15 protein-coding genes and 2 tRNA genes are annotated in these 13,465 nt (G+C 34.5%); 13 read left to right on the forward strand and 4 right to left on the reverse strand.

The genetic code is table 11. The annotated features are described in order from the left end of the window. The first annotated feature begins 88 nt into the window (after nt 1–88). A complete protein-coding gene (locus H5T45_00440; protein MBC7128189.1) occupies nt 89–1,345 on the forward strand; it encodes a hypothetical protein in 1,257 nt (418 codons plus the stop codon). Here H5T45_00440 and H5T45_00445 read toward each other — a convergent pair. Then, nucleotides 1,296–2,516 carry a tRNA (N(6)-L-threonylcarbamoyladenosine(37)-C(2))-methylthiotransferase gene (locus tag H5T45_00445; protein MBC7128190.1) on the reverse strand — a complete coding sequence of 407 codons (1,221 nt, stop codon included), beginning with the start codon at nt 2,514–2,516 and terminating at the stop codon, nt 1,296–1,298. The genes H5T45_00440 and H5T45_00445 overlap by 50 nt on opposite strands. A gap of 78 nt (nt 2,517–2,594) precedes the next feature. Between H5T45_00445 and H5T45_00450 the strand changes: the two genes are divergently transcribed. From H5T45_00450 to H5T45_00485, 8 genes are read left to right on the forward strand one after another with little or no spacing between them, the layout of a single operon-like run. After that, nucleotides 2,595–3,794 carry an exodeoxyribonuclease VII large subunit gene (locus H5T45_00450; GenBank protein ID MBC7128191.1) on the forward strand — a complete coding sequence of 400 codons (1,200 nt, stop codon included), beginning with the start codon at nt 2,595–2,597 and terminating at the stop codon, nt 3,792–3,794. Next, complete coding sequence (gene xseB, locus H5T45_00455) at nt 3,749–3,955, forward strand: exodeoxyribonuclease VII small subunit (protein MBC7128192.1); 207 nt, start codon at nt 3,749–3,751, stop codon at nt 3,953–3,955. Before H5T45_00450 ends, xseB begins: the two co-directional genes overlap by 46 nt. Further along, a complete protein-coding gene (artA, locus tag H5T45_00460; GenBank protein ID MBC7128193.1) occupies nt 3,892–4,833 on the forward strand; it encodes an archaeosortase A in 942 nt (313 codons plus the stop codon). The genes xseB and artA overlap by 64 nt, the downstream gene beginning before the upstream one ends. Further along, the gene (locus H5T45_00465; GenBank protein MBC7128194.1) at nt 4,830–5,429 is read left to right on the forward strand and encodes a phosphatidylserine decarboxylase; all 600 of its coding nucleotides are present in this window, start codon (nt 4,830–4,832) and stop codon (nt 5,427–5,429) included. The genes artA and H5T45_00465 overlap by 4 nt, the downstream gene beginning before the upstream one ends. 9 nt (nt 5,430–5,438) lie before the next feature. Beyond that, the gene (locus H5T45_00470) at nt 5,439–6,503 is read left to right on the forward strand and encodes an ADP-forming succinate--CoA ligase subunit beta (protein ID MBC7128195.1); all 1,065 of its coding nucleotides are present in this window, start codon (nt 5,439–5,441) and stop codon (nt 6,501–6,503) included. Next, on the forward strand, nt 6,504–7,376 hold the full coding sequence (gene sucD, locus H5T45_00475) for a succinate--CoA ligase subunit alpha (GenBank protein ID MBC7128196.1): 873 nt from the start codon (nt 6,504–6,506) through the stop codon (nt 7,374–7,376). It abuts the gene before it with no gap. Continuing rightward, nucleotides 7,357–7,851 (forward strand): gamma carbonic anhydrase family protein, encoded by a 495-nt coding sequence (locus H5T45_00480; protein MBC7128197.1) that lies wholly within the window; start codon nt 7,357–7,359, stop codon nt 7,849–7,851. The genes sucD and H5T45_00480 overlap by 20 nt, the downstream gene beginning before the upstream one ends. Then, on the forward strand, nt 7,844–8,464 hold the full coding sequence (locus tag H5T45_00485; GenBank protein ID MBC7128198.1) for a hypothetical protein: 621 nt from the start codon (nt 7,844–7,846) through the stop codon (nt 8,462–8,464). Before H5T45_00480 ends, H5T45_00485 begins: the two co-directional genes overlap by 8 nt. A 20-nt stretch (nt 8,465–8,484) precedes the next feature. Here H5T45_00485 and H5T45_00490 read toward each other — a convergent pair. The 3 genes from H5T45_00490 to H5T45_00500 form a co-directional block, all read right to left on the reverse strand. Next, nucleotides 8,485–8,556 (reverse strand) — tRNA-Gly (locus H5T45_00490). A 39-nt stretch (nt 8,557–8,595) separates the two neighbouring features. Continuing rightward, nucleotides 8,596–8,668 (reverse strand) — tRNA-Pro (locus tag H5T45_00495). Nucleotides 8,669–8,701: 33 nt separating this feature from the next. Next, a complete protein-coding gene (locus H5T45_00500; protein MBC7128199.1) occupies nt 8,702–10,342 on the reverse strand; it encodes a phosphoadenosine phosphosulfate reductase family protein in 1,641 nt (546 codons plus the stop codon). 201 nt (nt 10,343–10,543) lie between these two features. On the opposite strand from H5T45_00500, the gene mvk reads away from it, so the two are divergent. From mvk to H5T45_00520, 4 genes are all read left to right on the forward strand, one after another. After that, nucleotides 10,544–11,473, forward strand: coding sequence for a mevalonate kinase (gene mvk / locus H5T45_00505; GenBank protein MBC7128200.1), 930 nt, complete (start codon nt 10,544–10,546; stop codon nt 11,471–11,473). 42 nt (nt 11,474–11,515) lie between these two features. Continuing rightward, complete coding sequence (locus H5T45_00510; GenBank protein ID MBC7128201.1) at nt 11,516–12,787, forward strand: glutamine synthetase; 1,272 nt, start codon at nt 11,516–11,518, stop codon at nt 12,785–12,787. A 70-nt stretch (nt 12,788–12,857) separates the two neighbouring features. After that, on the forward strand, nt 12,858–13,163 hold the full coding sequence (locus H5T45_00515) for a hypothetical protein (GenBank protein ID MBC7128202.1): 306 nt from the start codon (nt 12,858–12,860) through the stop codon (nt 13,161–13,163). Further along, nucleotides 13,090–13,464: a transposase gene (locus H5T45_00520; protein MBC7128203.1), complete on the forward strand. Its 375-nt coding sequence runs from the start codon at nt 13,090–13,092 to the stop codon at nt 13,462–13,464. The genes H5T45_00515 and H5T45_00520 overlap by 74 nt, the downstream gene beginning before the upstream one ends. Nucleotide 13,465 lies beyond the last annotated feature (1 nt).

A 13,465-nucleotide genomic window follows, 5' to 3' on the forward strand; every position in this document is an offset into this window, starting at 1 on the left:
ATTATCAATTATGAATATACTCTTTACAGAAAATTTTCTAATTCCAAAAATATTTAAACTTTTATTCATTATGTTTTTGGTAATTAAAATGAAGAGGAGAAATGTATTCGTTATTTGTGCAATTATTCTATTTTCCTCTTTTAATTCATCATTTGGAAATAGCAAAACTAATGATGTGCCAGCATGGAGTAAAGGAGATAGATGGATATTTGATGGAGAATTTTCATATGAAATAGAAGAATCTCCTTTATTTTTAAACATTACTGGAAAGTTAAGTGAATTAAATTTTAATGTGGCTTCAGAAGATGAAGATATTTATTATTTAGATTTTAACGGGAGTATTGAATTAAAATTGGTTGCAAATGTTGAAGGCGGGATAAATATAACCGCATCTTTAAAAAATGCTCGTGTTTCAGGTTATGCCCACTTTGAAAAATCCAATCTTGGTTTAAATAAATTCCACATTAATATTACAGGTTTTTTAATTATATCTGTTGCCCCTGTCCCCCTGCCATTCAGCGCCAGTATGATAATAACCTTTACACCACCATATTCTTTCATCTCATTTCCTATTTCTGAAGGCTCAATTTGGTATACTCTTCCTTCAATAATGAAAATAGAATTGGGAGAGGATCTGATTGATTTCATTGAAACAATGGCAGAGCTTATGAAAAAAGTTTTGCCAAGCGATATGGATGAAGTTGTTGATGAAATATTAAATGCAATTGATGAATTTTTCCCTCTTGAATTGCCGGTTGGCTTGCAGGCAGTGGAGTGCAAATCTCATGAATATCTAACTGTTAAGGCTGGCACCTATGAGAGCTATCATTTATTTTCAATAGGCGGTTTTTATGCTTTTTACTATATAGCAAATGTTTATTTCTCCCCCACAGCAAAGAATATTATTAAGATGCTTCTTACTGATGAAGAACATCTAAATTTTTCTGTGGAATTGGTTTCTTCCACATATCACCAGCCAGGAGTTCCTGAGAAACCCGAAAGGCCTTCTGGCAAAGAAAGAGTAAGAATAAGGAAAAGTTATGAATATGAAACCTATTCAATTGATCCAGATAATGATAAATTGCAATATGGATGGGATTGGAACAGCGATGCCATAGTGGATGAATGGACGGGTTTTTATAATTCAGGAGAAAAAGCCATTATTTCACATAAATGGGATAAAAGAGGCAGTTATGAAATAAGGGTGAGAGCAAGAGATGAAAATGGCTTTGAAAGTGAATGGTCAGACCCTCTTGCAATTAGCGCGCCATATATCAGAGCAGTATATTTTAATCCTATATTGGCTCTCCTTCTAAATGAGTTATTTTTGCATCAAAAATTTTAACATCCAAGAACTTCCCTATTTCAGCTTTTTTCAAAAAAACAGATTTATAGAAATCATTTTTCCCAACCCTCCAGCCTTTATATTCATTAAGCACGAGCACACGAGTTTTTCTCCCTATCCATCTTTTATTCCTTTTGAGAGAAATTTCATTTACAATCTTTGATGCAATCCTTGAGCGCTCCTTCGCAATTTCAGTAGGAATGCGCTTCATGCCCCAGCAGGGCGTGTGCGGGCGGGGGGAGAAGCGGGTTACATTTGTTACATCCGGCTCGATTTTTTTTATTGCTTCAATTGTTTCGTTGAAATCCTCATCGCTTTCGCCAGGGAATGCTACTATTATGTCAGTTGCAAGTGTAATGTCAAATTCTTTTCTAAATGCTTCGACAATTTCTGAGAAAATATCAATATCATATCCTCTTTTCATTCTTTCAAGAATTTTTTCGCTGGCTGATTGCAATGGTAAATGGAGAAATTTATAAACCTTCTCATTTTTAAATGCTTCAATTATTTCATCTAAAATTTTATAAGCAGAAAGAGGATGCATCATTCCAATCCTTATTCTGAAATCTTCTTCTATGCTCGCAACTTTTTCTATCAATTTAGGAAGATTTGGATAGGAGGCAGTATCCTGGGATGTTAATCTTATTTCCCTGCAACCTTTTGAAATTGCCTTTTTTATATCCTCATAAAGCAAATCCATAGGATATGAAATCAAATTTCCTCTTGCCTTTTTTGTTATGCAGTATGAGCATCCATAAATGCAACCATCAGAAATCGGGATATTCATGCTGATATCAATTTTTCTTTCAATTCCTGCTTTTATTCCAGCATATGTTTTCCTTCCTTCAATAGCATCCACAATTGAAATTACTTCAAGAGGAGAAAGCAGGATTGCATCATCCGCAACTTTTTTAACCAAACCCGGCTGCGCGGACGCCATGCAACCCGCAACTACAATTTTTTTGCCATTATATTTTTCTTTGAATTTTCTTATTCTACTGAGCATTCTTTGCTGGGTTGTATCTATCACCGTGCATGTAACAATTATTATAGCGTCTGCAATGCTTGCATCATTAACAATTTCATGCCCTCTTCCCTCAATTATCCCTTGCATTATTGAAGCATCTCCCTGATTTAATGCGCATCCATATGTTTCAATATAAACTTTCACATTTCTAAAGATGCGTTAATATTTTATTTTTTCTCCCGCTTTGAAAATGCTTAAATATCCAAAATGAAATTGTTTTGAATGCTTCGCAAGATATTGAGAGTAAGGGAAGTTGTATCATTTATAAGAGATGCAATTGAAAACGCAAATTTAAATGATATATGGGTTGAAGGAGAGATATCAAATTTTAAGGAGGTTGTTGGCATCTCATATTTTGATTTAAAGGATGAAGAAGCATTGCTCAGATGTGTTTATTTCAGCCCCAATAAAGAAAATTTGAAGAATGGAATGAAGGTTATTGTAAAGGGAGATATAGGGATATATGAAAAAAAGGGGTATTATCAGTTATATGTTAAGGAAATAAAAACTCATGGTATAGGTGAGTTATTCATAAAATTCATTGAACTGAAGGAAAAGTTAAAGAAAGAGGGCTTATTTGATGAAAAATTTAAAAAAGAAATTCCAAAAATTCCCTCAAAGATTGCAATAGTAACATCCCCAGATGGAGCAGTTTTACATGACATGCTAAATATAATTTCAAGGAGATTCCCAACAAATATTTTAATTGCGCCCGTGAGGGTGCAGGGCGAGGGATGCGAGGATGAAATAGTCAATGCAATAAATGAGCTTAATAAAAGAAAGGATGTGGATTTGATAATTCTCGCAAGGGGCGGCGGCAGCTGGGAGGATTTGCAGGCGTTTAATGAAGAAAAGGTCGCGAGGGCGATTTTTAACTCACAAATTCCAGTAATATCTGCGGTAGGCCATGAAACAGATTTCACAATAGCGGACTTTGTTGCTGATAAGCGGGCTAGCACCCCTTCTGCTGCTGCTGAAATGGCTGTGCCGAATAGGGAAGAAATTATTTCCTTGCTTCATATGTTTGAAAAAAGGCTTGTAAAGATTGTTGAAGAAAAAATAAATTTATATAGGAGAATTATTGAAGGGGTTATGAAAAGGAAGACATTTCTCCATGCAGATGAGCTTATTCTTGGAAAAATTGAAGATTTGAAATATAAAATTGAAAGGATGGAGGAACTTTCAAAAAGATATATTGAAAATATGAAAAATATGATAAATATCAGATTTGAAATATTAAATGCAATGAGCCCGTATAATATTTTAAATAGAGGATATAGTATATGCTTTAAGAAAGATAATAAAGTTGTAAGCAGTGTAGATAATATTGATATAGGAGAGGAATTAAGAATAGTCGTTAAGGATGGTGATGCAAAATGCATTGCGAAGGAGAAAAAGAAATTGGATTTGAAGAAGCATTGAAAAAGCTTGATGAGATAATAGAAGAACTTGAAAAAGGAGAGCTACCTCTTGAAGAAACAATATCAAAATTTGAAGAAGGGATAAAGCTCTGCAAGTTATGCAGGGAAAAAATTCAGATGGCGGAAATGAAAATAGAAAAACTTATGGAAGACATAAAATGAGACAATCTCTATTTTTTATTCCTCCAACAATTGCAATAATTTTAGGCCATTTTCTGGTAATTAATGAAAGCATTGAAAAAATAAACATAGCTACTACTCCTTTCCTTTTCCTTTCATTGTTTATAATAGGAGCTGGATATTTTATTAAAGAGAAAACAAAACATGTGATGCTATGCTATGGATGGATGCTTTTCGCAATTTACTGGGCAACACAGCCAGAAATTTTATACTATAAAGGGGAAGGAGATATAGTAAATGCTCTTTTCTGCATCGCCGGTGTATATTTTCTTTCCTATATCTCTTACCATGAATGGCTTTCCTACAAAAAGGAGGAAAATTTAGCAAGCTTAAACTTTCTCGCGGGCGCCACCTTTGTTGCTGGCTTGCTATATTTTATTTTTGAAAAAGTGGATTTTTTGGCTGGCTTACTTATAAAGATTGTTGCGGAGCAAACTGCTTCGATAATGAATTTTTTTGGATATAATGTTACTACTGGAAATGTAATATATGGGATAAATACTGTTGTTCCAATATATTTCAACGGGCATGAAAGCGTGCAACTTATTCTTGCATGCACTGGGTTGCAATCAATGGCTGTTTTTGTTGGTGTTTTTGGAGCGGTTAATTCCGATTATATAAAAAGGATTAAGGGTCTTTTAATAACTGTTATAACAATATATATTCTAAACCTGATCAGAAATGCTGGCGTGATATATGGAATGGAAATTCTTGGTATTGACTTTTACATAATGCACAATGTAATCGGAAAAATTGGCTCATTAATTGCTCTTATAGTGCTTGCATTCATAACTTTTGAAATGGTTCCAGAAATATATAATAATATATCTGCTTTATTTGATTTGACAAAGAGAAAATGATAGCAAAAAAATGCTTGCATATAGCTTTTCTTCCTCTTCCTTTCCTGATAGCATTTCTCATACTCTCAAAATTTTATCCCTACCTTAAATTTATTTTCCTCGTCTTTCTCATTTTGCAGATTTTTTTCATTTTTTTCTTCAGAGATTTAAAAAGAGAAATTCAGGATGAAATAGTTTCTCCAGCGGATGGGAGAATAGTTGAAAGAAACGGAAAAATATCAATTTTTATGAACCTTTTTGATATGCATGTAAATTTAATGCCATATGATGGAAAAATATTGAAAATTATACGCTACAGAGGAGATTATAAACCAGCTTTTGGAAAAATAGAAAAAAATTATAGAGTAGAGATTGAGATAGATAGCGATATTGGAAAAATAAAAATTATTCAGATCGCTGGATTTTTTGCAAGGAGAATTTTAACATATGTAAAGGAAGGGGATTATTTGAAGAAAGGAGAAAAAATAGGAATAATAAGATTTGGCTCAAGAGTTGAATTAATTCTTCCAGAAAATTGCAAAATAGTCGTAGAAAAAGGAAAAAGAATAAAAGCAGGGCAAACAGTAGCAATAACAAAATATAAAAATTGGGCATGATTTCCTTCTATGAAATTGCTCGAATACCAGGGAAAAGAACTTTTTAAAAGCTATGGAATTCCAGTGCCAAAAGGAGAAGTTATTGAAAAAAAGGATGATTTTAAAAAAATAAGCAATCCTCTCCCATGGGTTTTGAAGGCACAAGTGCTTGTCGGCGGGCGCGGGAAGGCGGGCGGAATAAAAATTGCTGAAAGCGTTGAAGAGGCGGAGAGAATTTTTGATGAAATGGTTGTTAAGGGTGTGAAAGGGGAGAAAGTAAGGAAAATTCTTGTCGAGGAGAAAATAGGCATAGATAAGGAGTATTATCTGAGTTTTTTTATTGATAGAAGCAGTAAGCAATATCTTATGATGTTCTGCAGTGAGGGAGGGGTTGAAATTGAGAGCATTGCTGAGAAGGTTAAAAAAATGTATGTAAATCCACTTGTTGGCTTGCAAAACTATCATCTCAGAAAAATTCCTCAGGAAGCGAGGGGAATTGCCAAAAACCTATTCAGGCTTTTTATTGAAAAGGACTGTGAGCTTGCTGAAATAAATCCTCTGATAATTTCTAATGGCAGGGCAATAGCGGGAGATGCAAAAATAATTGTTGATAACAATGCAATTTACCGCCATGAAGAACTTCCAAATGAATTTGTTGAACTCTCCTCTCTTGAAAAAGAGGCGAGGGAAAAGAATATTGCATTTGTTCAGCTTGATGGAAACATAGGGGTGATTGCAAATGGGGCTGGCTTGACGATGGCAACTCTTGATGCACTTAATGAATTCAATGGAAAGGGAGGTGTATTCCTTGATTTGGGAGGAACCGATGATGTAGAAAAGGTAAAGCAAGCATTTGAATTGATGGCAAAGGCAAATCAAAAAGTAATATTGATAAATTTATTTGGAGGGATAACGAAATGTGATACTGTTGCAAAAGGAATTGTCGAGTTCATGAAAGAGAGGAATATCAGCCAGCCGGTTGTGGCGAGAATTAAGGGAATTAATGAAGAGGAAGCAAAGAAAATGCTTAAAGATTATGTTATAACCGCAAACTCTCTTGAAGAAGCTGCAAAAAAAGCGGTTGAGGTGATTTAAATGGCAATATGGGCTGATGAAAAAATTAGATTGCTTGTTCAGGGAATAACAGGACATCAGGGAAAGTTTCATACAAAAGCAATGAGGGAATTTGGAACAAAAATAGTTGCAGGCGTGACACCTGGGAAGGGAGGGACAAATATTGAAGGAGTACAAGTTTATGAGAGTGTTGAAGATGCAATGGAAATGAGGCCAAACGCAAGCATTATTTTTGTTCCCGCTCCATATGCATGTGATGCGGTTATTGAAGCCCTTGATAATGATATAAAGCTTGTTGTTGTAATAACTGAAAACATACCATTTCATGATGCAATAAAATTTGTGAATTATGCAAAATATAAGGAAGCTACTTTAATTGGTCCAAATTGCCCCGGAATAGTTTCTCCAGGAAAAACAAAAATTGGAATATTTCCAAATCATATTTTCAAGGGGGGAAATGTTGGGGTTGCTTCCCGCTCGGGCACACTCACATATGAAATAGTAAATGAGCTTAGCATGGCTGGAATAGGACAATCAACATGTGTTGGATTAGGGGGAGATCCAGTAACCGGAACAAATTTTATTGATGCTCTTGACGCCTTCGAAAGAGATGAAGAGACAGAAGCTATTGTGCTTGTTGGCGAAATAGGAGGAACTGCGGAAGAAGAAGCTGCGGAATTCATAGAAAAGAAGATTAGCAAGCCAGTTTATGCCTATATAGCAGGAAGAACAGCTCCGGAAGGCAAAAGGATGGGGCATGCGGGAGCAATAATATCCGCGGGTAAAGGAACGGCAAACTCAAAAATAGAGGCATTTAAAAAAGCGGGAGTTAAGGTTGCTCGTTTCCCGAGCGAGATAGCGGAAATGATAAAAAATGATAAGAAAATTTGGTGAAAAATATCCAAAAATAAGCAATTCAGCAATCGTTGATGATACCGCATTGATAATTGGAGATGTTTTTATTGATGATTTTGCAAATATATGGCCTCATGCCCTGCTGCGTGCAACTGACGAAAAAATATTTGTTGGAAAGAAATCTGCGATTTTGGATAAATCATTTATTGAATCACCAGAGGAAGTTTATATAGGGGAAGGAAGCATAATTTCTCATGGTTCAATTGTTCATGGCAGCAGAATAGGAAAAAATGTTCTGGTTGGGATTGGAGCAATTTTGCTTGAAGTGGAAATTGGGGATAATTGTATAATTGCATCTGGGAGTGTTGTCAAAGAGGGTGTAGAGGAAAACTCTTTTGTTGCAGGCATTCCAGGAAAAGTGATTAGAGAAGTAAGAAAAGAAGAAATTGAAAAAAATAAAAAGATATGCGAGGAAATGTATAATAAAGCAAAATTGTTAAAGGAAAATGATTGAAATTAATGGAAAAAAAGTTTATCTATTGCCAGTTATCCGAGGGCTTGCGGGGGAAGGAGAAAAAGTAAGCAGGTTATTTTATGAAATAAAACCCGATTGCATTGCAATAACTGTTGCTGATGAAGATTTAAAGCTTATTGGAGAAAAGATAGAAAATGCGAGCATGCCGCCTGAATACCAGTATTACCTTCTTCATCTTTCAAAATATGGAGAGCTTGCAATTCCTTCGCAGGATATAATCTTTGCTGATGAAATTTCAAAAAAGGAAAAAGTTCCATTATATGCAGTTGATATGAATGATGATGAATACATGGAAAAATTTGTTGAGTATATTTCGCTTTTTTCATTGATAAGATATTCAAGAAAGATTAAAAGATTGGCAAAAAAGAAATTTAATGCAAAAAATGCAGAAGAATTCGTTGTTATGTGGGATAAAGAGGTGAATTCAATTAAATCATTTAAAAGGCTTGAGGAGGAAAGAGAAAATACGATTGTCAAAAAAATTATTAATTTATGCAATAAATATGAAAAATTGCTTGTTATAATTCCTTTTGAAAAAAATGAGTCAATATCCCAAAAGCTGAGGTTTTTCATCAAAGATAGAAAAATTTGAAAATAATCTTGTTAAAAGTATGCGGGCGCCGGGATTTGAACCCGGGCAACGAGCTTGGGAAGCTCGAGTCATAACCCCTAGACCACGCCCGCTAAATGATAATTATAAAGAAATATTTTAGGGTTTTGAAATGGGCCCGCCGAGATTTGAACTCGGGTCACCAGCACCCCAAGCTGGTAGGATACCAAGCTACCCCACAGGCCCTGTTTTTAATATTATTCTTACTAAAAAACTTTTTTATCTGAAAACAATTACCGGGCATTCTTCCATGCAATCCAGGCAATGAATACATTTGTCATTTATCCACGCCTTCCCATCTTTCAAATAGATTGCTCCTTGCTTGCATTTTGAAATGCAAACGCCGCAGCCAACGCAATTTATTGCTCTATAAATCAAATCTTTTACTATTTCCTCATTTCTTTCTTCCCCCAGCATTCTCATAAAATTATTTACCCTTTCTTCATTTCCTTCTACTTTATATTCTCTTTCTATTTTTATTTCATATGATTTACCAGCCCATTTTGGTGTTTTTCTCCATCTCCATAAGCCAAGACTAAGCCATTCTTCTGGCAAATTATTCTTTTTTGAAAAATTTATTAGAAATTCGTTGAAATCATTCCATTTTTCATGCTTTTTAATCTCAAACTCCGCCAAATCACATGCGGGGCAAAGCCAGCAACCAATTCTGCTAAATCCCTCTTCGTATAACCTATTCCATTTCGCTTTTTTGTTGAATAAATATAGCCAAACATGCATTGCACTCCACTGCTGGATTGGAGAAGCCCCTATCTGTCCTTCAACCCATGGATTTTTCCAAATACTACCATGCTTTTCCCTTCCAAAAGATTCATATCTCCTCTGTCCTATAAAAGAAAGAACACCTGAACCAAAATTTTTTCTTATAGTTTTTGCAGCAACACCTAACTTGCATGTCTTACAGCACCATCTATAATCCCTTGCTGGGGGACCAAAAAAATCTAGGCATTCCCAGAATATATCGCTCGCACTTTCCTCTATTAAATTAATTCCATAGTTATCTGCAACTTCATATACATGCCTCTTTGTTTCCTCAAATTCCAGGCCTGTATCTATAAATAGCATTGGAAATTCATGCCCGCTTTCCATAACTAAAAGGAGAGTTGCCAAGCTATCCTTCCCTCCACTGAATGATACGCTTTTTGGCATATTGTAGGCCTTAACAACTTTTTCAATAAATGAAAATGCTTTTCTTTCCATTTCTTCTATAACATTTGCATTTTCTTCAATTACTCCCTTCCACCCTCTATCCTTCTTTCTCTCAGCCTTTTCAATTCCTCTCCATCTTACCTTAACCGCCATTCCTCTTTCCATTTCATCTGCATTCATTCTTGCTTTTCCAGTTGCAATAACCTCTCCTTCTTTATTAAAAATAATTACTTCATCTCCTTTCCTTATTTCTCCGTCAATTTCAACTATGCCTGGAGACATCAAATTTGATGTTTTCAGTATTGCATCTTCTGCTCCTTTATCCACAATAACATACCCTTTATTTACTTCAAGTAGGGATGCATACCATGGGCGTGGCTGGAAAAAAAATTTTCTGCAGAAAATATCATAATAAAAAATTCCAGCAACCCTGCCATCTATTATCACTTCGTCGCTTCTATCTATTGAAGGAATGCTATTTAAAATTGTATTTTCTGGAAGATAAAAGTCGCCAAATTCCTCAGTAATTTTTTTCTTTATCATCTTTCTATCAAAATCAAACGAAGGGCGCACATCGCCCGGAGGCGTGAGTCTAACTTCCTTTGCAATATTTCCACAGGAGCATTTATCCTTTAAAATAGGGATATTGCATTCATCACAGTATTTAAGTGATATTTTTCCGAGATAAATCACAAGAATAAAGGAAGCATATATAATAAGGATTTCTAAACCAGCAATAAAATAGGAAATTCTGCGGTTCTTTTTCCAATAAAAGTTTATTTTGAAGCTGGAGGAAAAGAAGGAATAGTTATTTTTGGCTTTGTTATATTTTTAACAAATGAAGAAAAATTGCAAATTTCGAAATATTTTAAATAAAGAAAAATAATTAAATTAATGGTGGTTGCGATCTCTCCAGGAAAAATTATTCTTTTTGGGGAACATGGAGTTGTATATGGCAAACCATGCTTATCTGCTGCAATCTCCCTTAAAGTTGCAGTTAGTATTGAAGAAAGTGAATCAATGAAAGTAAATAATGAGCCGTTAAATGAAAAAAAGCATTCCTACATATCAAAAGCCATAGAAAAAATATGGAAAGGAGGAAATATATCAATTTCAACTTTTTCTCAAATTCCATCAGCAAGCGGGCTCGGCTCATCATCGGCATTAACAACCGCTTGTGTTGCATCACTGCTCTCAATGAATGAAAATTTCAGCATTTCTGAAACTGCAAGAAAAAGTTTTGAAGTAGAATATGAAGTTCAGAAAATAGCAAGCCCGAACGATACTTCGGTATGCGCAAATGGAGGCGCAATTTTTGTTTCATGTAAAAAAGAAGAAAATTTTTTATGGGATATAGAGAAAGAGGGTAAAAAATGGTATGTTCATTCTGTAAACGCCCCTCAGATGAATTTTGTTATTGCAAGCACTGGTATAAAATCAAAAACACCTCTGCTTATTAGGAAAGTAGAGAAGTTTGTAAGGCAATCATCCTTTGCAAAAGAATTGATGGAGGACTTGGAAGATATAGTTATAGAGGGTAAAAAATCTCTCGAAAAAAATGATTATGTCAAGCTCGGCGAACTGATGAACAAAAATCAGAAAATCCTACATACCATGGGGGCAAGCTCAAAAGAAATCGAAAAATTAACAACCATTGCAAAGAAAGCGGGCGCGTATGGCGCAAAACTCACAGGCGCAGGCGGGGGCGGGAGCGTAATAGCAATTGGGGACGAGCCAGAAAAGATTGTTAGGAATATAAATAAAATGGGCGGTAACGCATTTGTTGTATCTATTGCAAAGGAAGGGGTAAAAGTGTGGAATTAAATTTTTCATAAAGGATTTATATTTGGAGCAATATATCTGGGGATGGAAAGCGTATTGGATAAAATAAAGAGTGGTAAAATAAAATGGGTGCAGTTGCATTTTGTTGATTTAATGGGAAAACTAAGAGTGTTACATATTCCTTCGAGTAAATTTATCAAGGAAAAAATATTTGAAAACGGTATAAATTTTGATGGTTCATCTGTTGGTATCAGCAAAGTAGAGAAATCGGATATGATATTAATTCCAGATAAGGAAACATTTTCTATCCTTCCACATGAGAATGGTGAGGCAAGAATTATGGCAGATATATATGATACAGATCTTAAACCATCTCCTTTTGATTCGAGAGGAATTCTCAAAAAAGCATTGAAAGAGCTTAAGGAATATGAAATAAAAATATCTCCCGAAATGGAATTTTATGTTATTAAGGAGAGACAGGACACACCAAAAAAGGGAGGATATTTTGCTCCTCCTCCTTTTGATGAAATGAAAAATTTCAGGAAAGATTTATCTGATGTTTTAATTCAGAGTGGCTACAATGTTAAATATCACCACCATGAAACAGGTTCAAATCAGCATGAAATTGAGGTAAGTGAGATGAATGCAGTTTCTTCAGCAGATTTCTGTATATATTTTAAATACATTTCTAGGGAAATTGCAAAAAAATATGGAATAAAAATCACTTTTATGCCAAAGCCATTTTCTGATGATGCGGGGAGCGGAATGCATATTCATATTTCATTTTATAAAAACGGAAAAAATGTTTTTTATGATAAGAATGATGAATATGGATTGAGTAAAATTGCGAGATTTTTTATAGGAGGAATACTGCATCATGCAAGAGGTATCTCTCTCTTATCCAATCCAACAGTAAATTCCTATAAAAGACTTGTTCCAAATTTTGAGGCGCCTGTTTATGTGGCGTGGGCTAGATACAATAGAAGCAGTTTGATAAGGATACCTGCAAAAAAGGAGGTTGATATAGAGATAAGGAATGGTGACCCATCTGCAAATCCCTATCTATTTTTTTCAGCGGTCTTATATGCTGGAATAGATGGGATAAGAAATAAAATTGAATATGAACCAGTTGAGGAAAATATATATAAAATGGATGATAGAGAAATCAAGAGGAAGAGAATAAAAAAACTACCATCAACACTTCTTGAAGCAATAGAAGAATTTGAGAAAGATGATATTATAAGGAAAGCGATTGGAGAGGCATCTGATGCTATAATTGAGAGAAAAAGGAGAGAATGGAATGAATACATGACGGAAATAACATCAGTGGATTATAATTTTTATATGGACTGCTGAATTTGATGGGGTCCGTAGAACAAAAGAAAAAGATTAAATTTCTTTATTTATTTTAAAAGGAGGGAATGGGATGAACTGGAAAGAAACAGATAAAAGATTAATTGAATTTGGAAAAGAAATGGTAGAGGGAGCATGCAATGCTCTAAAAATAGATGAGGAAAAATGGAAAAAAGAATTGGAAGAGATGAATAAAGGGAAAAGAGGAGCACAATATAAAATACCTGCTTCTTTAATTTCAATGGCCTCAGCTTTCTACACATTTTTACCCTATCGCGAATTAGCAGGCTTGATTAACTCCTTGTTTGGAAAAAATTTTCATAGATTCAACAGGTTTTTCAATAATAAGAAAAGGAAATTGGAAGACAATAAAATTTAAGGAAAAAAACACTAGAAAATGGTATAAGCTCCATAAATTATGCAATAGCAAAGGAGAAATAGTAGCTTTTGCCATAACTGAAGGAGATGTAAATGATTCCTCTCTTTTTGAAGATTTTATAGAGCATATACCCGCTGGCTCTACAATTTATGGAGATAAAGCATATTTTTCAAGAAAGAATTATAATATTGCTGAAAAGAAGGGAATAATATTTCATTCCCCTCCTAAGAAAAATGCTTTAGCTAAATGTAGGGGAAGTAAAGAATTTGCAGAAGAAGTTAAATTGTATAATAGGATATGAA

The sequence above is a fragment of the Thermoplasmatales archaeon genome (assembly GCA_014361245.1).
GTDB lineage: Archaea > Thermoplasmatota > E2 > UBA202 > JdFR-43 > JACIWB01.

Bases quoted from the DNA above. Each gene is read 5' to 3' on its own strand.
- H5T45_00440 (MBC7128189.1), top strand. From the start codon at position 89: ATGAAGAGGAGAAATGTATTCGTTATTTGTGCAATTATTCTATTTTCC.
- H5T45_00450 (MBC7128191.1), top strand. From the start codon at position 2,595: ATGCTTCGCAAGATATTGAGAGTAAGGGAAGTTGTATCATTTATAAGA.
- xseB (MBC7128192.1), top strand. From the start codon at position 3,749: ATGCATTGCGAAGGAGAAAAAGAAATTGGATTTGAAGAAGCATTGAAA.
- artA (MBC7128193.1), top strand. From the start codon at position 3,892: ATGCAGGGAAAAAATTCAGATGGCGGAAATGAAAATAGAAAAACTTAT.
- H5T45_00465 (MBC7128194.1), top strand. From the start codon at position 4,830: ATGATAGCAAAAAAATGCTTGCATATAGCTTTTCTTCCTCTTCCTTTC.
- H5T45_00470 (MBC7128195.1), top strand. From the start codon at position 5,439: ATGAAATTGCTCGAATACCAGGGAAAAGAACTTTTTAAAAGCTATGGA.
- sucD (MBC7128196.1), top strand. From the start codon at position 6,504: ATGGCAATATGGGCTGATGAAAAAATTAGATTGCTTGTTCAGGGAATA.
- H5T45_00480 (MBC7128197.1), top strand. From the start codon at position 7,357: ATGATAAGAAAATTTGGTGAAAAATATCCAAAAATAAGCAATTCAGCA.
- H5T45_00485 (MBC7128198.1), top strand. From the start codon at position 7,844: ATGATTGAAATTAATGGAAAAAAAGTTTATCTATTGCCAGTTATCCGA.
- mvk (MBC7128200.1), top strand. From the start codon at position 10,544: ATGGTGGTTGCGATCTCTCCAGGAAAAATTATTCTTTTTGGGGAACAT.
- H5T45_00510 (MBC7128201.1), top strand. From the start codon at position 11,516: ATGGAAAGCGTATTGGATAAAATAAAGAGTGGTAAAATAAAATGGGTG.
- H5T45_00515 (MBC7128202.1), top strand. From the start codon at position 12,858: ATGAACTGGAAAGAAACAGATAAAAGATTAATTGAATTTGGAAAAGAA.